We start from the raw sequence: 21597 nt of genomic DNA on the forward strand, positions 1-21597 counted from the left end.
AGATAGAGAATAGATAGATAATAAAAAAGCTGGGCATACACCCAGCTAATGATAAAACAAGAGAATTATAATTCTATTGCACTCAGCCCGCCACTTTTAATTGTTTGTTGTGACAGGCGTTGAGTGTGGTGCTTAGCCTTTAAGAGACCATTTATTCACCAGCGGATAACGGCGCTCACGGCCAAAGGCTTTGTGGCTAACCTTAGTACCAATAGGTGCTTGCAAACGTTTGTATTCGCTACCATCAACCATCTGGATGATTCTACCGACCATATCAGCATCGAAACCTTTATTGATAATATCTTGGTAACCCATATCTTCATCGATATACAAGGTCAAAATACCGTCTAGCACATCATAATCAGGGAGGCTGTCTTGGTCTTTTTGATCAGGACGTAGCTCCGCAGAAGGCGGGCGGGTGATGACGCGTTCAGGAATGACAGGCGTATCTTCAAGACGATTGCGGTAGCTGGCTAAGTTATAGACTTGTGACTTATAGACGTCTTTAAGCACGTCAAAACCACCAGCCATGTCACCGTATAAAGTGGAGTACCCGACTGCCAGCTCAGACTTATTGCCAGTGGTGAGTACTAAGTGTCCAAACTTATTAGAGAGTGCCATCAAGATAACACCGCGTGCACGCGCTTGAATGTTTTCTTCAGTCGTGTCGGTAGGTGACTTGTTGAATAATGGTGCAAGCGTATGGCGAATGCCTTCTACCGCATCAAAGATAGGGCAGACGGTATAAGAGACGTTCAGGCGGCGTGCTTGTGCTTGCGCATCTTCTAGGCTGATTTTAGAAGTGTATTCATAAGGCATCATCACTGCATAGACCTTATCAGCGCCCAATGCGTCAACCGCTATACACAAGGTAAGGGCTGAATCAATCCCGCCTGAGAGACCTATAAGCACCCCTGTAAATCCTGAATGGTTGACATAGTCGCGCAGTCCAACGACCAAGGCTTGATACATTTCTGATTCACGGCTGAGCGACAGTGGCGCTTTGGTTTGGTTGTCAAATTTGAGGGTGTTGACATCCAAAGTTGCCAGCATTAACTGATCTAAAAAGCGCGAAGCTTCATGCGCGATAGTGCCGTCGGCTTGTGCGACCATAGAGCCGCCATCGAATACTAAGTCGTCTTGACCACCCACCGCATTTACGTACACGATAGGCAGCTTGTGCTCGCGGCTACGTTTGGTCAGCATGGCTTTGCGTGTGTCTTGCTTATTCGCTTCAAACGGTGATGCATTTAAGCAAACAATGAGATCTGCGCCTTGCTGTTTGAGATCAGCGATTGGCGTTTTTTCCCATAGGTCTTCACAAATAAGAAGCCCGATAGTGATGCCTTTATAATCAAATAATACTTGATTGCGACCTTTATCAAAATAACGACGCTCATCAAACACGCCATAGTTTGGCAAAAACTGCTTATGATAAAAGCCTTTTTGGTGACCGTTATGCAAGATAGCCGCTGAGTTAAAGGTACCATGATGATCGACATGTGGGTAACCGACGATCATCACAATATCCTCGATATCACTGAGCGCAGACAGTGCGTTTTTGACGCGACCTGAAAGGCTTGGACGTAATAGTAGGTCTTGCGGTGGATAGCCCAACAGCGCCAATTCTGGGAAGACAATCACGTCGGCGCCTTGCGCGCGTGCTTCAATAGCAAGCTGACGCATTTTATCCGCATTGGCAGTAATATCACCCACTAAAAAATGTGACTGAGCTAAAGCAAAAGTGACAGTGTTGGGTATAGAGTTTGAGTTGGCAGCATTCTCTGCTGTAAGGTTGGAGGTATCAGTGTCTTTTGACATTGTTATTGTTCCTATAAATATATCAATTAAAATTTGGAGGATTTATCAATCCGAATAAGATCTTTGAAAACTGTGCGAGCAGATATGCTCTGTCTAAGCACAGCGCCTTAAATGATCAGGCTTTATTCTAAAAACGCTCATAAGCTGGTACTAAGTCATCAATACTTATCGCATGCTCGTTATTTATGATGCTGAGATTTGCGCAGAATGTTGCGCTAAAACTTATTTAGCAGCTTTGAAAAAACTAAAATAGTCGCTTTAGTATAACATCAATTATCAAGGCTAAGAGCAAGCCGCGATGATTTACCTCTATTAGAAGACTCCTTTATGAGACTACTCGACACTATAAAGTGTAGCTTGATTAGGGCGTGTTGAATATTCGACCGCGGCACTGATAGAGACTGTTTTTTAGAATCTAAGTAGTAATGATGCTAAGCTGCTTAAATGAAATTGTAAGTAAAAATTACAACATAGCGTTATCCTATTCAGTCATCTTATTGCATAATAGACGCGAAGCACGAAATCTGTTTGCTCAGCACTCAAGCGCAGGCGGTAGGTTGGTTGTTTAATCTGATAAATCAATGAGTTTATCAGCTAATCATATCCATTGACGGTTATTAACTATAAGATATGGTTGATAAAAAATGATATAAAAGAAAGTCTTCGATGCCAAATATCAAACTGACCAGATACTTATCTCGCCTATGGCTACCGTTTATGGATATGGTTCGTCAACAGTAGCTTACTTATATATTTTGCAGCAAAAGCGTGCCCACCTTTTGCGGTTAACTTTTGGTTTACACGTTATGATTGAAAACTGGACAAAAGAGTTAGTCATTCAACGCTTACTCGCCATCACTTTGCTCGCAATATTAATAATCCTGTGCTTTCAAGTGGTACAGTTTTTTATTGTACCTGCATTGTGGGCAGCGATTTTGGCTTATGTCACCTTTCCAGTTTATAACTTTTTTCATGAAAGAGTGCGTTTTAGCCCAGATCTCAGTGCCGCCATCATGACTGTGAGTATCTCTTTAATCATGGGTGTGCCGCTGGTTATTGGCTTGTTTATCTTGCAACAAGAGGCGCTGAGCCTTATTAGTAATTTGATTTACCGTGTCAAAGTTGGTTATCTTGATGTGCCAGAGTCGCTCAAAGAGTTGCCTATTATTGGTCAGCAAATCAAAGATATATTGTGGCAAATAAATCGAAACCCTGAAGGGGCATTAGAAGCATTTCGTCTGTGGATACAGTCGCATTTGTACTATGGGAAGGTCGCACTTGATGTGGCGTTTAGCACGCTAGCTAAGCTTGGTATGGCGTTGATGACGTTGTTTTTCTTTTATCGTGATGGGATCAGCTTGATACGCCAGATTCGTCAGGCATTGCGTAATATTATCGGTAATCGTATCGATGGTTATATTGATTCGGTTGGTAGCACCACGCGTGCCGTGGTTTATGGTATTGGGCTGACAGCATTAGCGCAGGCTTTGCTTGCGGGTGTTGGCTATTATTTTTCAGGGGCACCAAGTCCAATCTTATTAACCATTGCTACTTTTATGATTGCATTAATTCCTTTTGGTACACCGTTTGCTTGGGGTGCAGTATCGATTTGGCTATTGAGTCAAGGTCATACAGCAGAAGGTATCGGCCTAGCAGTTTGGGGTACCTTAGTGATTAGCTGGGTAGATAACTTGATTCGTCCTATGGTGATCAGTGGCGCAACCAAAATCCCTTTTATTATTATTTTTATCGGGGTGTTAGGTGGTCTGACGGCCTTTGGTTTTGTCGGTTTGTTTATTGGGCCAGTCGTATTGGCAATTGGTCTTGCCGTGTGGCGCGAGTGGATATCTCAACATAAAGACGAGATATTTTCGCCAAAAGAGGTCATCCTGACAGACAATCAAATGTTGTTAGACTTTGATGACTCAGCAAAAAGTAACAGTGATAAGCGTAAAATAAAAAAGTAAGGTATGGTTAGGGCGTGTCCTCATTTTGGAAATGATGATAAAAATGAGATAAATTGAAGTCAAACAAGGAAAATAACGCAGATAATATCGGGATACTAGCCAGTTATTTGACGCCGTTTGGCAAAATTTAGCCATTTTTAGTCCATTTAGATGCAATCGTTCAGATTGAGGACACGCCCTAGTTGTCGTGCATATGATACTAGCCGACCCGATCATAACAATCAGCAGACACTCAATAATACTCTTAATCAATCGAGGCGCTTATTATGCCCAACGCTATCAACTCTTCTGTACTGACTGAGCTTGCGCCAGATAGTGCTTCTCACGGAATCTCTGAAACAACAGATAGTCTGACCATTATCGCAGATAGCAATATTGCCAGTCTTGACGACTTTTTTAACGCGCAAACGCTGGGTCAGGGTATTTATCAAAGCGTTAATATTATCAAAGCCGCTGGGCGAGACATTAGTGCGCAGCTACTTGCCGAGACGCAGCCAGATGTCTTATTGATACGCTCTGTGACGCAGGTAAACGCGCATTTATTAGCAAATAATGGCAGTGTAAAGTTTGTCGGTTCGGCGACCATTGGTACCGATCATGTCGATCAGGAATATCTGGCGCAGCGCAATATTAGCTTTGCCAATGCTGCAGGCTCTAGCAAGCATTCAGTTGTGCAATACGTATTGACGGCAATTTTGACCTTGCGTCCACAGTACTGGCAGCAGCCACCGGTGCCAGTAACCTTGGGTATCATCGGACTGGGTAATATCGGTAGTACACTGGCGCAGTATGCTACTAATCTTGGGTGGCAGATATTGGGGTATGACCCATTACTGCCTGCATCGAACATCAATAACGCCAGCTTTGAGCAAGTCATTAACCAAAGTAACATCATCAGCTTGCATGTACCGCTGACTGATAAGAAGGGTGAATCTAGCCTTAGTGGTAGCGACTATCCAACACGGCATTTGATTAATAAAGCTGTATTAGATGCCATGCCATCAGAAGCCTTATTAATTAATAGTGCCCGAGGTCCAGTGATTGATGCAGCCGCATTACAGGCTGATATTGAAAGTAACGAGCGCCAAGTAGTGCTCGATGTGTTTGAGCATGAGCCGCAAGTCTCTGAGCAGTTATTATCAAAGCTCGCAATCGCCACAGCGCATATTGCAGGCTATACCTTAGAAGGTAAGCTGCGAGGTACACAAATGATCTATGATGCATTATGTGAAGCGCTTGCCGTTAATCCGACACAGTCTATGCAGCAACTATTACCAGTCAATATGTATTTATGGTCGGAGCTGAAGGAGCATCCTGATAGGCTAGTGAAGTTTTATGACATTATGCAGGATGATAAACAGCTACGCGCAAAAGTTACTAACGGGCAGGTGAGCGGTGCTGACTTTGATAAGCTGCGTCGGGATTATCATCTACGCCGTGAATGGCAGTTTTAGCAATCCAAGAATAGTAGCTAAATATAAAACCTATTGTTAATAAGTTGTAGTCAATATTCATGAGTCAAAAAAATAACCATCCTAGGCATGATGCAGATTGCAGCTATGCGCCAACCATGACACTGGCAATGGCGCAACAGCGCGCACAATTCATGAGCAATATCCGTCAGTTTTTTGCCAGTCGTCACATGCTTGAAGTGCAAACGCCACTGCTGTCGCAAGCAGGTAACACCGATACATTCTTGCAGTCAGTCGCTGCGCAAGTCACTTATCAAGATAAACCCTGTATGTATTATCTGCATACCTCACCTGAGTTTGCGATGAAGCGTTTACTCGCCAGCTGGCAGGTACCTATCTATCAGATTTGCCCAGTATTTCGAGATAACGAAATAGGTGTGCGCCATAATATTGAATTCACCATGCTTGAATGGTATCAGCCAAATTATAGTTTAGATGATATGGCGACTGAGTTAGGCGAGTTACTAGAGGCGCTTTATGGTCATCCAGTGGTGATGAGTCATTACCGCTATGTCGATGCGTTTATGGACTTTGTCGGTATCCATCCGCTGACGGCCAGCCTTGCAGCGCTACAAGCAGTCGCAGAAGACAAAGGCTTAACGGGCTTTGATTTCAACGCTGACATCAATGATGCAGACGAGAGTGAAGAAAACATTCGCCAAAGCTGGTTGGATTTGCTATTCAGTCATGCAGTAGAGCCGAATCTGGGTCATGATTTGCCGACGTTGATTATCGAGTATCCACCTGCAACGGCAGCACTGGCAAAAACGGCTGTTGATAAAGAGGGCAATAATGTGGCCAAGCGTTTTGAGCTCTATATCAATGGTATTGAGATTGCCAATGCTTATGATGAGCTGGCAGATGGACAGGCGTTACGGGAGCGCTTTGAGCAGGACAATCAATTGCGTCAGCAGCATCATTTGCCACAAATGCCAATCGATGAGCATCTATTGGCAGCGTCTGATGCTCTGATGCCTTGTAGCGGTATCGCAGTTGGTGTTGATAGATTATTGATGGTTATAGCAGGTGCTAGAAATTTGGAGGAAGTGATTTCTTTTCCCAGTGGCTTGGCTTAATGGCTGATCTTAGTTTAGTGGTTTAGTAGCGCTCTGAAATAGTTAACGCTCTGAAAGGATTGCATAGTAGTCGCTGCCTCGTTAATAGACAGCCATAAAAAAACGAGTAAACCTTTCGGCTTACTCGTTTTTTCTGTCTTTAGCTATCGTAGAGCGACAGGTTATTTATTATAAGTCTCTAATTATTATAGTTTTGCGATAGCGTCAGTGATGGCTGTTGCACCATTGTGAATACTAAAGACTTTCTTAGTCGTGTTGCTCGCATTTAGTACGGCAGCTAACGTAGTAGCCACATCTTCAATCGAGTTCTCACCCGCATTATCATCATTGATAGTGATTTTACCCGTCGCTTCGCGCTCTTTTAGCGCACCTGCTTGTACGATAGTGTAGTCAAGGTCGCTGTTATTGACCAACCACTGATCGGCGTAATGCTTGCAAATATAGTATTCTTTTAAGTCTGCAATACCAGGGTTGTCCCATTTGCTAGTGTCTAACGAAAACACCGTGCTTAACATGATATAGCGTTTGATACCTTTATCTTGCGTCGCTTGCATGGTCTTAACCGCACCGTGTAAATCTACTTCTAAAACGTCCTTACCGCCAGAGCCTGCGACAAAATAGACAGCATCAATATCTTGCTCGATTTGTTTTTGAATTGCATCCTTTTCAGCGGTAATGTCTAAATCTAACTGACTATAATTGTCATCGTTAAATAGCTTTTCTTCTTGACGAGTCGTGCCAATCACTTGATGCTTGTCCGCTAATAACTGTTTAACCAAATCCGTACCCACACGACCACTTGCGCCAATTACTAAAATTTTCATAATCATTCCTGTTTTTGTATACGTTATTGTTTTTTATCACCAGTCGCCGTAAAACCACCCACTTCAGGGGGTGGACATAAGGCGACATACACTGTCGTAAGAAGCAGTTAAAGGGTTGTAAGTTAAAATTAACCTCGCCATACTAAGCATATGAAAACACTCAAACTACGCATCAAAGACAAACATGCAAACCAGCTAAACAAACTAGCTGGGAGTGTTAACTATGCGTGGAACTATGTTAATGCGTTAAGCTTTGAGCATTTAAGACGCACAGGTAAGTACTTTTCAGCCTATGATTTAAGCCAATACACCAAAGGTAGCGGTGAGTATTTAGGATTACACAGTCAGACGTTACAGGCTATCAATGAGACTCACGCTAAATCACGTAAACAATTTAAAAAAGCCAAACTTAACTGGCGTAGCAATCGTCCTGATGCCAAACGTAAATCACTTGGGTGGATACCTTTTAAGAAATCTGCTATCAAGTATTTGCAAACAAAGCAGACAGGTAAGAAGGCACTTAAATCAACCATACAGCTATCCCTAACTAAAGGTCAAAAGCTCATCATCGATGTATTCGATAGCTACAACCTAAGCCTATATCAAATTAACACCTTAGAGATAGTACAAGACAGTCGTAATCGTTGGTATGCGTGTATTACCGTTAAAGACTTTCCTAAGCAAGTAAGTGGTAAGGGCAGCGTTGGAATTGATTTGGGCTTAAAAGAGTCTGCTACTACCTCAATGGGCGATAAACTCACTATTAAGCAGACCCAAAAATGGGCGAATAAATTAGCAGTAGCCCAGCGTGCTAGTAATAAAAATCGTGTCAAAGCAATCCATGCCAAAATCAAAAATACACGCCAAGACCTCATACATAAATTCACCACCAAGCTTGTTAAAAACAAAGCCTTAATCGTCGTGGGTGACGTTAAGACCACCCAATTTAACAGTAGAAAAGGCAAACTGGCCAAAAGCGTATATGACGCAGGTTGGTTTGAACTCAAACGACAATTGACCTATAAATGCGAGAACGCAGGTTGCCGTTTTGAAATCGTGAATGAACGATACACTACCCAGACTTGCTCACACTGTGGCGATATGTCCAGTAGTCCGAAAGGTAGAGCAGGTTTGCGAATAAGAGAATGGACTTGTGCAAAGTGTGGCATATGGCATGATAGAGATATCAACGCCAGTAAGAATATTCTTGCGGTCGGGCTTGACCGTCTTGCAGAAGGAATCCCCTCACTTTAGGGAGGGGAGGAAGTCAATGACATCTTCTTTGTGTAAAGTCTTTGTGCCAAAAACTGAATATATACTAACAAGAATAGTCGGCACGCTTCGTTATGAAGCGTGCCGTTTGCATAGTGTTTGGTTATAGAGTGTATACGCTTTGCAAGATTGTATGTTTTGCAGAAAATAACGCGTATTAAAGAAGAGGAAGAAAGGATAGCTTTCAGGTTGAGGCTGGATAAAGGTTGGCTTAAAAGTAGGTGTGAACTTAACGTACCAACTTATTTAAGCCGTCAGCAAAAGCTTTTTTGTCCCGATCGCCATAAGGTTTTTGCCCACTCATTTCTTGTAATTCAAGTACGCCAGTACCGCGCATGGTATCCATGAAGTCACGCATATTGAGCTTTTGCTTAATATTATTTTTGTCGTAGACCACCCCGCGCGTGGTCAAGACCATGCCGCCTTTGTCCAAAATATCATTGGCCAAAGGAATGTCACTGGTGATGGCCAAATCGCCTGGCTGTATTTGCTCGACGATATAATCATCAGCTTTATCAAACCCTGAAGGCACCACCGTCATGACGAGCAGGGGAGACTTACGCAATTTAATCGGCTGATTGGCGACGAATATCGCTACCGTCTGCGTACGCTCAGCAGTTTTAATAATCAAATCTTTGGCGATTAATGGCACCGAGTCAGCATCTACCCAAATCTGCATTATTTTTTAGCCTTTGCTGTTTTTGCCTGAACCTCTTCCGCGCTATTCACTTGACTCACTTTGTTATCTTTACTTACTAAGTCAGCGTTTTCGACAGCTGTTTCGGTTTCGTTATCAAGGTTTTGGGCATCTTGAGTAGGAGTCGCAGTTGTCTGCTCCTGACGCTCTTGAGTAGCTGCGATAGGTGGATATTCTTTGTCTAAGCCGACCTTATTGGGTAACACGGCGACCAGTTTAGCCATGGATGTGTCTAAGTCGGTCACGTCATTGGGCATCAAGGTAATGTGGGCGATTTTGCGATCTTCGCGCTCCGCCTTGTGATAGCTATGATAATGCGCACCATCGATAGCCAGTACGTCACTGATATCAGGGTACTGTCCCAGTACGTTGACCATAATCGCAGGATGGACGTTGTCGGTATCTCCCAAAGGCAAGTTGACGACCGCGCGGATATGGTTCTCAAACTGACTGGTAATCGCCCCTTCAATACTCCAGTGACCAGAGTTGTGCACGCGTGGAGCAATCTCATTGGCAAGCAGGTAATCATGACCGCGAGCATCTTTGGTAACGAATAATTCAAGTGCCATCACCCCGACATAACCCAAATGGTTCATGACCGTGGTAATGGCTTCTTGTGCTTGGCTAAAGAGATGGCTAGTGCCTACAGCAGGCGCTTGGGTCTTGGCCAAGATGCCATGATGATGGTCATTTTCCACCAAGTCATAACAGCGTACACTGCCATTTTGGGCGCGTGCGGCGATGATAGACAATTCACGGCTGAAATTAATAAAACCCTCTGCGATAAGTGGTGCAGGGGTTGGCGTTAGGCTGCCTTTGCCGCTGACGGCGTCTTTTAGATCTTGCCAAGCAGTTTTGATGTCACTGTCTTGCTTGATGACGTATTGGCCTTTGCCATCGTAGCCACCGCGACTGGTTTTAAGGACGATGGGCAGTCCTAACACTTCACAAGCTTGTTGTAACTCAGCTTCAGAGCTGACTTCTTTAAAAGGTACGGTGGCGATATCTAAATCATTAAACATCTGCTTTTCTTTTAAGCGATCTTGGGCAATCTCAAGGGCAATCGGCGGTGGAAACATACCTTGTTTGCTGCCCGATTTTGATAATTTGGCTAACTGCTCGACAGTCGCTGTCGGAGTGTTTTCAAACTCTAAGGTAAACACATCGGCGGCAGCGATGAACTCCTCTAATTGCTCACTATGGAACACTTTTCCATATAGGCTAGCAGGACAGTCAGTGCTGTCTTCTAAAAACACACACTGATAGCCGAGCGGCAGAGCAGCTTGGGCGAGCATCATACCGAGCTGACCACCGCCTAAGATACCGATGGTACGAATAGTTTGAGTAACAGGATAAGCATTGGCTGTAGTCATGATAGAGACTCTTTGAGTTAAAAATGGATTAAAACGATCATATTAAAATAGGAAAAGGTGCAACGTATGCACCTTGTATTTAGTAAAACCCACCTTGAAAAAACATCAAATGACAATTGTTTATATTTAAGTGATGGGTATTCAAGTCTTGGGCTTTTTTTAGAAACTGTCGCTAACTTAGCTTTTTTCAACATTGGCTTTTCTGATTAATTAATAATCCCAGGTGTTGGACTGGCTAAGATGGTTTCCGTTTGGGTGCTACGCAGATTATCCAGCTTAGTAGCAATCTCGCTATCATGCAATGCCAAGACCTGAATCGCAAGGAGAGCAGCGTTATAAGCACCTGCCGTACCAATCGCTAACGTGCCGACAGCGACGCCTTTAGGCATCTGTACAATAGAGAGCAAGCTGTCCCAACCGCTCAGCATCGAGGACTTTACTGGCACTCCAAATACAGGAAGTGGCGTTTGACTGGCACACATACCAGGCAGGTGCGCTGCGCCGCCTGCACCAGCGATAATCACTTGTAAGCCTTTATCTTTAGCGCTTTTGGCATAGTCAAATAACCTGTCTGGCGTTCGGTGTGCAGAGACGACTTCACAATCAAAAGCAATCTCAAAATCAGACAGCAACTGTGCCGCGGCGCTCATCGTCGCCCAGTCAGACTGTGAGCCCATAATAATGCCAACTTTTGCTTGGCCGGCAGGAGAAAAGATAGGTTTGGGATGTTCAGTAGCTGATTGGGTGCTCATAATGCGATATCCTCAAAAAGACCATCATACAAAAAATATACTATGGCCGTAAAGCCAAGTTTTATCAATAATTGCAAAGTAAGCGTCATTACTTATTCACTACTGGTTCAAAACGGAGTCAATGTGTAGATAATATTTGTCAATTAGTCATGGCGATATTGGATAAAGTTATCGGCATTTAGTGGCAATGGCTTGGCAGTATCAAGCTGATAACACGTCAAGTAGCCGCTATCTATCGCTGCTGAATAGTCAGTACAGACTACTCGTGCGCTTAGTGGTTCGGGCTCTCCTGCGAGCCAGTAATGACCGACAAACACAGGTTTGTGTGTCTTAAGCGCAAAGTCGATGTTTTTAGCCATCGCATCTATTGGGATTTGCGCCAGCGCTGATGAGGGCGCACGAGCAATCTCATGCAGTGTGCGTGATTTCAAGTTATCAAGCCACCAGCGTACCCGTACGCGCTTGCGTACAGTACCTTCTTTATCTACCATCACAATGCCTTCAGGCAGCGGTGTTTCTACACCTTTTAATACCCGCTCGAGGGCATCAAAGGGTGCGGTAAATTCTCTTGAGGTTACTTCAAGGGCGTGAGGGGTCAAGCAATTGTCAGAGGTGAGCATCGGCTTGAGCACCGCCATACTGTCTACATCCCAACAAGCATGCACAAAGCAGGCATAGTCAGTTTCAATCCACAATGGAATCTCATAAAAGCGCTTGATCCAATATTGATGTTGCTCTGAGCTAAAGGGTACTTCTGCCAAGAAGGTTTCGTGTTGGCGTGTATGGATATCATTATGTGAGCGCAAGTACTCACCTGGATTGCGAGGATCAGGCGTGGCAAAAGCGATCGCATTGTATTCATGGTTGCCCATCACGACATCGGCGACATCAGCGTCTAGCATCGCAAAGACGATCTCAAGTGTTGCTACTTGCTGTGTGCCGCGGTCTATCAAATCACCAATAAACAGCGCCCGATGGCCTTCTGGTGGTACAAAGTGCTGACCATTATGGACATACCCTAACTGCTCGAGCAAGCCAGTCAGCTTGTCAGCATAACCATGAACATCACCAATAATATCTATAATCATAAATCGTTATCAAAACCCAAAAGCTAAGTGAATGAAGAAAGGTGCTAAAAACAAGCTAAAAATTAGGTGAAAGTAAGGCATTAATAAAATGCGGTAATACTTGTGGCTCAAGAGCGATGGTCGCTATCACCCCAAATGCACCGCCCCACATATGTGCCATATGGTTGATATTGGAGCCACCGCGCTTATCAGAGTAAATACTATAGCCGACGTATGCAATGGCAAATACTATCGCAGGAATAGGAACGACAGCAAATAAGTAAAGCGTCTCCCAAGGAGCAAGCAAAATAAAGGCAAAAAGTACCGCTGACACCCCACCTGATGCCCCTAAGCTTAAATAACTGGCACTGTTTTTATTTTTGATGTAGCTTGGTATCATCGCAACGATAATTGCTAGTAGATAAAAAACGATAAAGCCATAGCCAGCTAAAAATGGCTGATACAGTCCTTCAATGGCACGACCAAAAAAGTATAGAGTAAACATATTGAACAATAGATGCATACTATCAGCATGAATAAAACCATGACTGACAAACCGATACCATTGACCTTCGCTCACGGCTGGCGGATAAAAGATTAGCCGATTAAACAACGCCTTGTTTTGCCACGCTAGTAAGCTGACAATAACGGTGACGATAATGATAAGAGTAGTATGGTTGAACAATGAATAATCCTTAGGCCATGCCAAATAAACAAGGCGTCGCAAATGTAATGGTTGTTATCGCTTTAGAATGAGGAAAAGACGGCTGTACAGCAAAGGCTATTGCTTGGTTGTATTGACGACGAATTAAGAAGCAGTTATTTACAGTTGAGCAGTGATAGCTTCATCGTAATTTTTTTAATGGAGAATTACAATTAAATCGCCGCTCCTTTTACATATGCATACACATTATACTCAATATACTGTCTAATTGATTAAGAATAATAACGACAAAGCGTAAGCTTTGCTGTGGCTGCTGTTCTAATACTTTTTACTACCCAAACCAACCAAAATAAAGACGTTATTTATGACTCTCATTGACCAACTCGAACGAACCGTTACCACAGCCGTGTTAGGCAATGATGATAACGTGGCACATACCAGCTTGCTGGAACAGTTTTATGCTATTTTGATTACACGCTTGGCACAGCCAATGGCATACTCACAGCTGCTGCGTAGTGACCACAGTGTAGCAGTACCGTCAACGGAAAATACTAACGTATTTGAGCAGATCTGGCAGTCAATTGATCAGCGTCAGCTATTGATTGATGAGTTGGCAGTGACTCATCATGTTGATGCTGTGGCTACTGAACAGCTATTGATAAACGCGGCGCAATTAGCTTATCAAGAGCTGAAGAATCAAGCACAAGGGCAATTCTTGCCTGCATTTCTGCAAGCCGAGCAGCCTGCCGTGCGCCAGTATCTACCGGTATGGGCTGACGAAGTGCTCTCACTGATAGCTGTAACGGATGAGAAGGTTCATTCGATAGATAACTCTTCAGTAGGTACGTCGACTATCAATACTCTAAACAGCCATGCTGAAAGTGAAAATACTGCAAATGACAATGTTGTAAGTGACAATGCTTCAAATGCCAATGTTCCAAGTAGCAATGCTAAAAGGTATGACGCTACAAAGGATGATAATGGTACAGCGACTGATATGACGGATCTAGCAAGTCCAAGTCTAATAACTGCCACAGCTGATGTGCCAGTTAACAGCTCAGAAGGTGCAAGTGAGCAAATGCCAACGCAAGTAGAGCTTAGCGAAGCTCAAAAAAACAGTATAGATGCTATTCATGTTAATCCATCGGATTATCGTGCGTCGCATACTGCTACAGGCAGTGCAGATGTTAGTAATCGTAAGCGAAGAAATGCCATAGTTATAGGGTTGCTGCTGGTTGGAGCGTTAGTGGCTATTGGCTTGGTTTGGGCGCTGGTCATTCAACCGAACTCTACGACACCTGCAGAGCCAGTTGCAACTGCACCTGTCATCACTGCGCCTAACGAAGCGCCTGTCGCACAAGTGTTGACGCCTGCCGAATTGGTCGTGGCAGTTGATAACAGCGGCAGTTTGTATAACTGTACGGCTATCATTGGCGATGACGCATTGCAAGGTGCGCTTAGACAGGGCTTAAATGTCAGCTTTGGCGAGCAAACAAGTAGCTGTGAGCTGACAGTAAAGGAAGGTGTTGCCACTAGCTTATCTGGAATTAACACAGAAACCCTGCCTGATATATTTACCTTGTTGCGCTCAGTACCCTTTGCACGCCTACAGTTGCAAAATGACACCCTTAACTTAGAAGCGCCTGATGCTGTGCTGCTGCAAAATTTAGTTACTGATATGCGCACTCTCATACCCGCTATTGCTATCACCACATCGGCTCCCTTACCATTGTCTGACAATAATGCCATGACCGCTGATGAAGCTAATGATATGGCTGCTATGAATGGAGTTGACGATGAGTATAATGAAGGGGTGTCAGTCAATGAGGGTTATGGTGGCGATGTCAATAATACTCAAATGAGTACCGCTCAGAACTATCAGGCATTAGATGATGATACCAATGACAGTGTCGTTCCAGCACCGCCTAACTCTAATAGCAGTTTCAATAACAATTTTAATAATAATAGAGCGACTGCTACACGAGCGGGTACTATGTCAGCGGCAGAGGTCGATGAGCTTGCCAATACGACTATCGTTGCCGAACAACTACGCAATGAGCGTCCTGTAGATAAAAATGTCACGCAAGATAGATAGTTTTATTGACACCCATATTCGTCTTTATTGGTCATTTATAATGCTGTACCAAGTATAGTGCAGTACCAAGCTTATAAGGCTTAATAGTTTTACGCTTTGTAAACAGACAGATATAGACAAGCTGACTGTGCTTACTAGCCTGTTTACAAAGTATTCATAATCTGCGCTGTCGATCTGATCTTATCCTTCCTTTATGCTAGACATTCTGTCGTAGCTGTACCAATCGACCCTATTTGATGATGATTATCGTGTATTACCTGTTACGTGTCACAACTGAAAAATTACCTACTGTATCATTTGCACAACAGCCCTTGATTGTACTGTGCCAGTGATCACTCTTATAATTACCAAAGCGAATATCAATAGATTGCTCGAGTGAAATCGACTTTTAAGTGTATTATTAGAGACATAACCTTGAAGTGAATACTGAATAGGCTAACAACCAAACGTTGACGGTTAGAAAAGCTGTTTGTATGAAGCGGTAGTCTATTGGGTCGTAAGGTTTTCTCAGGGTCTTTTAATAAAAATGAGAAATGAAGACAGTAGTTACTGAAACCAAAAGGTCATTCATAGCTGTAGAGTAGTTTTGCTGAGGTTATTTAAGATTAAAAAAATTAATGGTAAATGGAGGAGTTATTATGGATATTATAGGTCATTTGACGCGCACGGTTAGCCCAGCAGTACTTGGAGATGATCGCACGCCTGCCAAAAAAAATCTACTTGAGCAGTTTTATGCAATCTTTGCTGCTCGACTAGCCGATGACGATACTTACAGTCGTTTCTCAAACGAAAATATTGCCCGTGATGATCAAAGCTTTTATGAGCGTGTATGGATGGATGGTGCCAATCGTGACCGTGTTTCACGTGAACTTGCTGGCGCGCATAATGTAGACGCAGATGCCTCCCGTGGTCTGGTTGCTATGGCAGCACCGCTAGCCTATCATGAGATTAAAAGCTTAGCTGGTACCACACCCGTGCCACAGTTTTTGCGTGACAATCTTGCGAGTTATCAGCACAACATTCCAGCATGGGCAGGCGCTGTATTGCCCGCAGGTATGTTGGCTGCTGCGCCTGCCGCAGGGAAAATTTCTGATACTACTAGTACGGCACCCCTGCAGCGTGAGGAAGAAGAAAAAGGCAGTTTTATGAAAGCGCTGCTCCCCATTGTTGGTCTGATTATTTTGGCGGCACTGGCCTGGGCTCTACTGCGTGGCTGTCAAGAAAACCCTGAGCCAGTCGGTACCCCCGTAGCGACCGAACAGCAGCAAGATTCACGTGATGATGTACAAGCCATGGCAATCGCTGATATCGAGCCTGCATCGTTACGCATTGCTACTGGTGAAGCAAATACCTTGTATGCGTGTCGCATGAACGTTGGTGATGAAGCATTACAAACGACAGTGATGAATGCCATGACCAGTACATTTGGTGAGGAAGCTAGTAAATGCCGTGCTGATGTCGATGATGGCTTTGCAACCGATATGCCTGCAGCTGCTCAGCTTGCTACTATTTTACCGATTCTAAAAAGCGTGCCAAATGCCAGCATGATCATTAAGGGTGATGAGATCATCGTTAATACTGCGGATGCATCTTTGTTGGATAAGTTGGTGAGCGACTTACAAGCTGCAGCTCCAGGCATGACTGTAAAAGCTGAAGGCCCACTAGATTTGCAAGGCGAGATTGACAACAGTCTGGCCGCTGCAGATGTCGCTATGACGAACCTTGGTGAAAACCCAGATCCTCGTGATGTCGCGCGCGCATTAAGCATTCAGGTTATCAACTTTGAAGTGGATGAAGCTGCTATTCCTGAGGTTAATAAAGAGCTGCTTGACCGTGCTGCCAAAATCATCACTGAAGTGCCAGATATGAAGTTGGTTATTATTGGTCACACGGACAGTCAAGCATCTGATGCTTATAATATGGAGTTGTCGCAGGAACGTGCTGATTCAGTCAAAGAGTATTTGGTGTCTCAAGGTGTTGATGCCGATAAGCTGACTACCAAAGGTATGGGTGAGACAGATCCTATCGCAGATAACTCAACCGATCAGGGCCGCTTCCGTAACCGCCGCATTGAGTTCGTTGTAAATGATGAATCTGTGAGTGCAAATGATGGTATGTTGATCAGTAACGATGCGCTTGACCCAGACTTAAATCCGCTAGATAGCGATAATGATGATTTATTGCCAGACGGAGATGATCCTAGTCAAGGTACGGTAGTAGATCCAACAAACTAATTGCTGCTATGTTTGAGATGTTTTATTAATTAGTCAGTACTCAACAAAACCGCACCTTATCGAAGGTGCGGTTTTTTACTTTTCATCAGGCGTTTTTTATAAAGCGTTATTTGTAAGCGGTAGGATCTATACTGTCGTTCCTTCTGTCATTCCCTAACTGGCTGTCAAAAGCAGGCGTATCAAGCTCAGCGCCAAAAAACGTTTCAGTCACACTATCTTTGGCTTGTTGCCAATACTCAAACTGTTGGCAAGTAGACGTAAGATCTCCTTGCCATGAGGGAATCTGTCCACGCATGGCTTTGATACGTTTTTGATTCGGATAGGGGAGCTCTTGCGCGGCTTCAGCTGCTTCGTGTGCTGCAATGCGATCATTACACACCAATGCAATATCACAGCCCGCTTCGATAGCGGCTTTGACTCGGGCACTGACATCACCTGCCGCTTGCGCACCCGCCATGGATAAGTCATCAGAGAACAAGACGCCTTTAAATTTAAGGGTATCGCGAATGATATCTTTTAGCCAAATTTTAGAAAACCCTGCCGGCTTGTTATCCACTTGTGAGAATATTACGTGCGCTGGCATTAAAGCATCTAACCAAGGTAGCGTTTGAGAAAAAGGCTGCATATCACTAGCTAAGATTTCATCAAGGCTACGGTTATCAATGGCTTCTGCTACATGGGAGTCAGGCGCGATTGCACCGTGTCCAGGGAAGTGCTTACCCGTGGTGGCCATTCCTGCTGCTCTCATGCCACGCATGAATTGCGTGGCTAGGGCGACGATGATTTGTGGGTCTTCATGAAAGCTACGATCGCCAATCACTTGACTGATACCGTCTCTATCGAGTACTGGTGCAAAGCTCAAATCAATACCGACAGCCAGTACTTCTGCGGCCATCAAATAGCCACAGTCATAAGCGCTGCTCAATGCTTGGGTGGGGTCACGGTCGAACAATTTCCCAAGCTTGCCCATCGCAGGGAGTTTGGTAAAACCTTCGCGCAGGCGGGCGACACGTCCCCCTTCTTGATCAACGCCGATTAAGATATCGGGGTTGTGATAACGGATATCATCACAGAGCTCGCGCACTTGTGCGGCACTTTCGACATTGCGAGCGAATAGTATCACGCCGCCTACTTGAGCTTGTTTGATTAAGCTGACATCTTCAGCAGTCAAGGCTGTGCTGTCGATATCAATCATTAATACGCCGTACATGATGGTATCCTTAGAGTGCGATGCACTGTTATACGATGGATTTATATTATGAGCTTTGAATGAGCGTTACATTATGCCAGATATTATGCCAGTTATTGGAGGTTAGATATATGTTACCTTAAGTGCAAATCATGGTTGTCTGATATTTTAATGCTCATTTGGTTATTGAGAGTAATGATGAGCTGCTTGGTATCAGGTCAGCGGTGTATTTGGTCATAAGAAATCTAAGAGAAAGTTTGGTATGTAGAGGCGTAGCGTGTAAGATTGCTTATACAGTTTGAGACAGTGGCTAGCCGACACCCATGATAATATTAATTGCTTTTTAGCTAGGTGGCTTTTGGTTAAGTGATATAAGTATTATCTAAGCCATATAATAATGAGACACATACTAAATAGACAAGAATTATAATAGAATCAGATATGGTTTATGTAACGATTGATCATAACAAAATAAATTTTAGGTATTTTACAACTTAAGACAATTAGGTATATATGATGAAAAAACAACCAGCACAGTGGTTACTCAGTGTGGCGTCAATTGGCTTGGCCGGTGTTATCTTGACCCAGAGTTATAGCGCAGCGGTGGCAAACACTGATACTGAAGGCTTCACGCAGACACCTGAGCAGAAGCTAACGACTCGGCAAGTAGCGGCCTTGTTGGATCGCAGCCACTATCTGAATCAGCCATTGGATACCGAGATGGGTAGTGAAATCTTATCCATGTATATTGATAATCTAGACCCAAACCATACCTTGTTTTTGCAGTCTGATGTTGATGAATTTAAAGAAAAATATGCCAGTGACTTTGGTAATCGACTAAAGCGTGGTGATTTATCTGCCGGTGTAGATATTTTTGAGCGTTATCGCAAACGCTCAAACGAATACTTTGAGATGGCAAAAAGAATGCTCAAAACAGATATAGATCTGACGAGCGATCAGACCATTATTCTAGATCGTGAAAATATTGGTCACCTTAAAACAAAAAAAGACCAACGTGATTATTGGGAGCGTCAGCTTAAGTTTCAGTTGATGAGTATCACTTTGGGTCAAGAAAGCGAAAAGGGCAAAGAAAAAATATTTTTAGACAACCCTGACATCACGCTTGGTCAGGACCTTGTACGTGACGATAAACGCACACCAAGTGAGATATTGCTCAATCGTTTATCACGACAGCAAGGACAGATGAAACGTCTAAAAGATGATGAGATCATGGAAACGGTACTCAACACCGCCATGCTGACTTATGATCCTCATAGCAATTACTATGCGCCAATTCAGGCAACTGAGCTACAGATACAGTCAAGCTTACAGCTAGAAGGTATCGGCGTCTCTATCCGTCCAGATCGCAAAAACCCAGACTATACTCGTATTGTCACCTTAGTCGATGGCGGGCCTGCAGCCAAAACAGGTCAAATCAAACCTAATGATTTGATTATCGGGATTGCTGAAGACGGCAAAAACATGACCGACGTGGTCGGCTGGTCGACGCGTGAGATTGTCGGCTTGATACGCGGCAAACGTGGCACTTCAGTTACTTTAAGGGTAATGCAGCCCAATACACCAGAAGCGAGTGCCCGTACGGTCACTGTCGTCCGCGATATCATTGAGCAAGAAGAGTCGGGTGTGACTCATCGTACTATAGACGTACAACGACCTAATATTGATGCCACACCAAAACGTATCGGTGTGCTTGAGATACCCAGTTTTTATTTGAATTATCGCGCGCGCCGTAGTGGTGAAGACTATCGTAGCGTTAGCGTTGATACTGAACGTGCCCTAAAAGAGCTCAATAAACAAAACATCGATGGCTTGGTTGTTGACCTACGCAATAACCCAGGTGGCTCGCTAGATGAAGTGGCCAAAATGCTTGGGTTGTTTATTAAGGGTGGGCCATTGGTACAGATTCGTGATAATCGCGGTAATATCCAAGTCTACAGTGACGAAGACGGTGGCAAGCAGCTATATGACGGCAAAGTCGTGGTTTTGACCAACCTAGCATCCGCCTCTGCCAGTGAGATATTTGCCGCTGCCATTCAAGACTATGGCCGAGGACTGGTGGTGGGCAATACCACTACAGGTAAAGGCTCAGCACAGATTCAGCTAGACAATTTGGCGTTAGGATCGGCCACTTTGACTCAGCGTAAGTTTTATCGCATCACGGGTGGCAGTACCCAGAATAAAGGCGTTGTACCTGATGTAGAGCTGGTTAATATTTATGATGATGCTACTTTTGGTGAACGGGCACAGAAAAAAGCCCTGCCATGGGATACCATCAAAACAGCGGCCTACAAACCAGAAGCTAAATTTAGCTCAGATACGCTGGCAACCTTGAATCAACAGTCTAAAATTCGCCAAGAAAAAAACCCGCAGTTTGTATACTTATCGACACTCAATGATATTCGAGATATGGAAGACAGTAAGCAGCCAATCGATCTTGATATCAACAGTCGCCGCGCAAAGATGAGGTTGATCGAACAGCGGACATTAGAAGCGGAGAACAAACGCCTAATAGCCACTGGCGAGCGCCCGTACAAAGACTGGAACACCTATCAGGCAGCAATGGATGCAAAGTTTGAAGAGCGTAGCCAAATGAAGTCAAATGAGCGTCCGCAGCTACCAGAAGATGAAGTTTTTGTAAAAGAAGCGGCTTATCTCATGCTTAGTGCAGAGGCGGATATCAGCGTCAGCCCTGAAGAAGCGCTTATGGCAGAACGATAGAGACACTCATAAAGGTTTAGAAGCAGTGTAAGCATATGCTTACATGCAATGACGTTGTGACCTCTTACTATAAACTGAGTAATCTGCGATTATATACCCACTGCACAATTTAACGATACTGTTTGTTGATACTAGGGATTGGTATTTATAGGATTGTTTATAAATTGCGTCAGGGATGGATTGCTGATTACGGATGATAAGGTTGGATGCCTGTCAGTTGCGACATATCTTGGGATTGGATATGACGTGACATTAACAAGGATAGTTAGTAACTAAAACCGTGTAGCCTAATGGCTATACGATTTTGTTATATCTGAGATATGCAAAGCTTGTCAAAGCATGTAAAAACCTATCA

At 43.9% G+C, this 21597-nt stretch carries 15 protein-coding genes; 7 read left to right on the forward strand and 8 right to left on the reverse strand.

What is annotated here, in order from left to right; translation table 11 throughout:
* Positions 1–132 precede the first annotated feature (132 nt).
* Entirely contained in the window at positions 133–1821 is a 1689-nt protein-coding gene (locus JMX03_RS01995; protein ID WP_201594116.1) for an NAD+ synthase, read from the reverse strand.
* Between the two features lie 806 nt (positions 1822–2627).
* Here JMX03_RS01995 and JMX03_RS02000 point away from each other — a divergent pair.
* The 3 genes from JMX03_RS02000 to epmA all read left to right on the forward strand — a co-directional run bounded on the left by JMX03_RS02000 (position 2628) and on the right by epmA (position 6336).
* Complete coding sequence (locus tag JMX03_RS02000; RefSeq protein ID WP_201594118.1) at positions 2628–3788, forward strand: AI-2E family transporter; 1161 nt, start codon at positions 2628–2630, stop codon at positions 3786–3788.
* 266 nt (positions 3789–4054) lie between these two features.
* Positions 4055–5242 carry a 4-phosphoerythronate dehydrogenase gene (locus JMX03_RS02005; protein WP_201594120.1) on the forward strand — a complete coding sequence of 396 codons (1188 nt, stop codon included), beginning with the start codon at positions 4055–4057 and terminating at the stop codon, positions 5240–5242.
* A gap of 59 nt (positions 5243–5301) precedes the next feature.
* Entirely contained in the window at positions 5302–6336 is a 1035-nt protein-coding gene (gene epmA, locus JMX03_RS02010) for an EF-P lysine aminoacylase EpmA (RefSeq protein WP_201594122.1), read from the forward strand.
* A 185-nt stretch (positions 6337–6521) separates the two neighbouring features.
* Here epmA and JMX03_RS02015 read toward each other — a convergent pair whose 3' ends face one another.
* Positions 6522–7160, reverse strand: a complete 639-nt coding sequence (locus JMX03_RS02015; protein WP_201594123.1) for an NAD(P)H-binding protein — start codon at positions 7158–7160, stop codon at positions 6522–6524.
* Positions 7161–7310: 150 nt separating this feature from the next.
* On the opposite strand from JMX03_RS02015, the gene JMX03_RS02020 reads away from it, so the two are divergent.
* Positions 7311–8414 carry an RNA-guided endonuclease InsQ/TnpB family protein gene (locus JMX03_RS02020; RefSeq protein WP_201594125.1) on the forward strand — a complete coding sequence of 368 codons (1104 nt, stop codon included), beginning with the start codon at positions 7311–7313 and terminating at the stop codon, positions 8412–8414.
* A gap of 247 nt (positions 8415–8661) precedes the next feature.
* Here the strand turns inward: JMX03_RS02020 and JMX03_RS02025 are convergent, their stop codons facing one another.
* From JMX03_RS02025 to JMX03_RS02045, 5 genes are all read right to left on the reverse strand, one after another.
* Positions 8662–9111, reverse strand: a complete 450-nt coding sequence (locus JMX03_RS02025) for a YaiI/YqxD family protein (protein WP_201575800.1) — start codon at positions 9109–9111, stop codon at positions 8662–8664.
* Positions 9111–10502 carry a 5-(carboxyamino)imidazole ribonucleotide synthase gene (locus JMX03_RS02030; protein ID WP_201594127.1) on the reverse strand — a complete coding sequence of 464 codons (1392 nt, stop codon included), beginning with the start codon at positions 10500–10502 and terminating at the stop codon, positions 9111–9113. Before JMX03_RS02030 ends, JMX03_RS02025 begins: the two co-directional genes overlap by 1 nt.
* 206 nt (positions 10503–10708) lie before the next feature.
* Positions 10709–11254, reverse strand: a complete 546-nt coding sequence (gene purE, locus JMX03_RS02035; RefSeq protein WP_201594129.1) for a 5-(carboxyamino)imidazole ribonucleotide mutase — start codon at positions 11252–11254, stop codon at positions 10709–10711.
* Between the two features lie 143 nt (positions 11255–11397).
* Positions 11398–12342, reverse strand: coding sequence for a metallophosphoesterase (locus JMX03_RS02040; protein WP_201594131.1), 945 nt, complete (start codon positions 12340–12342; stop codon positions 11398–11400).
* Between the two features lie 55 nt (positions 12343–12397).
* Positions 12398–13006, reverse strand: a complete 609-nt coding sequence (locus JMX03_RS02045) for a rhomboid family intramembrane serine protease (RefSeq protein ID WP_201594133.1) — start codon at positions 13004–13006, stop codon at positions 12398–12400.
* 343 nt (positions 13007–13349) lie between these two features.
* Between JMX03_RS02045 and JMX03_RS02050 the strand changes: the two genes are divergently transcribed.
* Together JMX03_RS02050 and JMX03_RS02055 are read left to right on the forward strand one after the other, a co-directional pair.
* Positions 13350–15080, forward strand: coding sequence for a hypothetical protein (locus tag JMX03_RS02050; protein WP_201594135.1), 1731 nt, complete (start codon positions 13350–13352; stop codon positions 15078–15080).
* A 638-nt stretch (positions 15081–15718) separates the two neighbouring features.
* A complete protein-coding gene (locus tag JMX03_RS02055; protein WP_201594138.1) occupies positions 15719–17314 on the forward strand; it encodes an OmpA family protein in 1596 nt (531 codons plus the stop codon).
* A 106-nt stretch (positions 17315–17420) separates the two neighbouring features.
* Here the strand turns inward: JMX03_RS02055 and nagZ are convergent, their stop codons facing one another.
* Complete coding sequence (gene nagZ, locus JMX03_RS02060; RefSeq protein ID WP_201594140.1) at positions 17421–18524, reverse strand: beta-N-acetylhexosaminidase; 1104 nt, start codon at positions 18522–18524, stop codon at positions 17421–17423.
* 495 nt (positions 18525–19019) lie between these two features.
* Between nagZ and JMX03_RS02065 the strand changes: the two genes are divergently transcribed.
* The gene (locus JMX03_RS02065) at positions 19020–21242 is read left to right on the forward strand and encodes a carboxy terminal-processing peptidase (RefSeq protein ID WP_201594142.1); all 2223 of its coding nucleotides are present in this window, start codon (positions 19020–19022) and stop codon (positions 21240–21242) included.
* Positions 21243–21597 lie beyond the last annotated feature (355 nt).

The organism is Psychrobacter fulvigenes, assembly GCF_904846155.1.
In the GTDB taxonomy this organism is placed as follows: domain Bacteria; phylum Pseudomonadota; class Gammaproteobacteria; order Pseudomonadales; family Moraxellaceae; genus Psychrobacter; species Psychrobacter fulvigenes.

What these genes read in the sequence shown, in the direction of transcription:
- JMX03_RS02005 (WP_201594120.1), top strand. Translation starts at nt 4,055, where the DNA reads ATGCCCAACGCTATCAACTCTTCTGTACTGACTGAGCTTGCGCCAGAT.
- purE (WP_201594129.1), bottom strand. Translation starts at nt 11,254, where the DNA reads ATGAGCACCCAATCAGCTACTGAACATCCCAAACCTATCTTTTCTCCT.
- JMX03_RS02040 (WP_201594131.1), bottom strand. Translation starts at nt 12,342, where the DNA reads ATGATTATAGATATTATTGGTGATGTTCATGGTTATGCTGACAAGCTG.
- JMX03_RS02025 (WP_201575800.1), bottom strand. Translation starts at nt 9,111, where the DNA reads ATGCAGATTTGGGTAGATGCTGACTCGGTGCCATTAATCGCCAAAGAT.
- nagZ (WP_201594140.1), bottom strand. Translation starts at nt 18,524, where the DNA reads ATGTACGGCGTATTAATGATTGATATCGACAGCACAGCCTTGACTGCT.
- JMX03_RS02050 (WP_201594135.1), top strand. Translation starts at nt 13,350, where the DNA reads ATGACTCTCATTGACCAACTCGAACGAACCGTTACCACAGCCGTGTTA.
- JMX03_RS02000 (WP_201594118.1), top strand. Translation starts at nt 2,628, where the DNA reads ATGATTGAAAACTGGACAAAAGAGTTAGTCATTCAACGCTTACTCGCC.
- epmA (WP_201594122.1), top strand. Translation starts at nt 5,302, where the DNA reads ATGAGTCAAAAAAATAACCATCCTAGGCATGATGCAGATTGCAGCTAT.
- JMX03_RS02055 (WP_201594138.1), top strand. Translation starts at nt 15,719, where the DNA reads ATGGATATTATAGGTCATTTGACGCGCACGGTTAGCCCAGCAGTACTT.
- JMX03_RS01995 (WP_201594116.1), bottom strand. Translation starts at nt 1,821, where the DNA reads ATGTCAAAAGACACTGATACCTCCAACCTTACAGCAGAGAATGCTGCC.
- JMX03_RS02015 (WP_201594123.1), bottom strand. Translation starts at nt 7,160, where the DNA reads ATGAAAATTTTAGTAATTGGCGCAAGTGGTCGTGTGGGTACGGATTTG.
- JMX03_RS02020 (WP_201594125.1), top strand. Translation starts at nt 7,311, where the DNA reads ATGAAAACACTCAAACTACGCATCAAAGACAAACATGCAAACCAGCTA.
- JMX03_RS02065 (WP_201594142.1), top strand. Translation starts at nt 19,020, where the DNA reads ATGAAAAAACAACCAGCACAGTGGTTACTCAGTGTGGCGTCAATTGGC.
- JMX03_RS02030 (WP_201594127.1), bottom strand. Translation starts at nt 10,502, where the DNA reads ATGACTACAGCCAATGCTTATCCTGTTACTCAAACTATTCGTACCATC.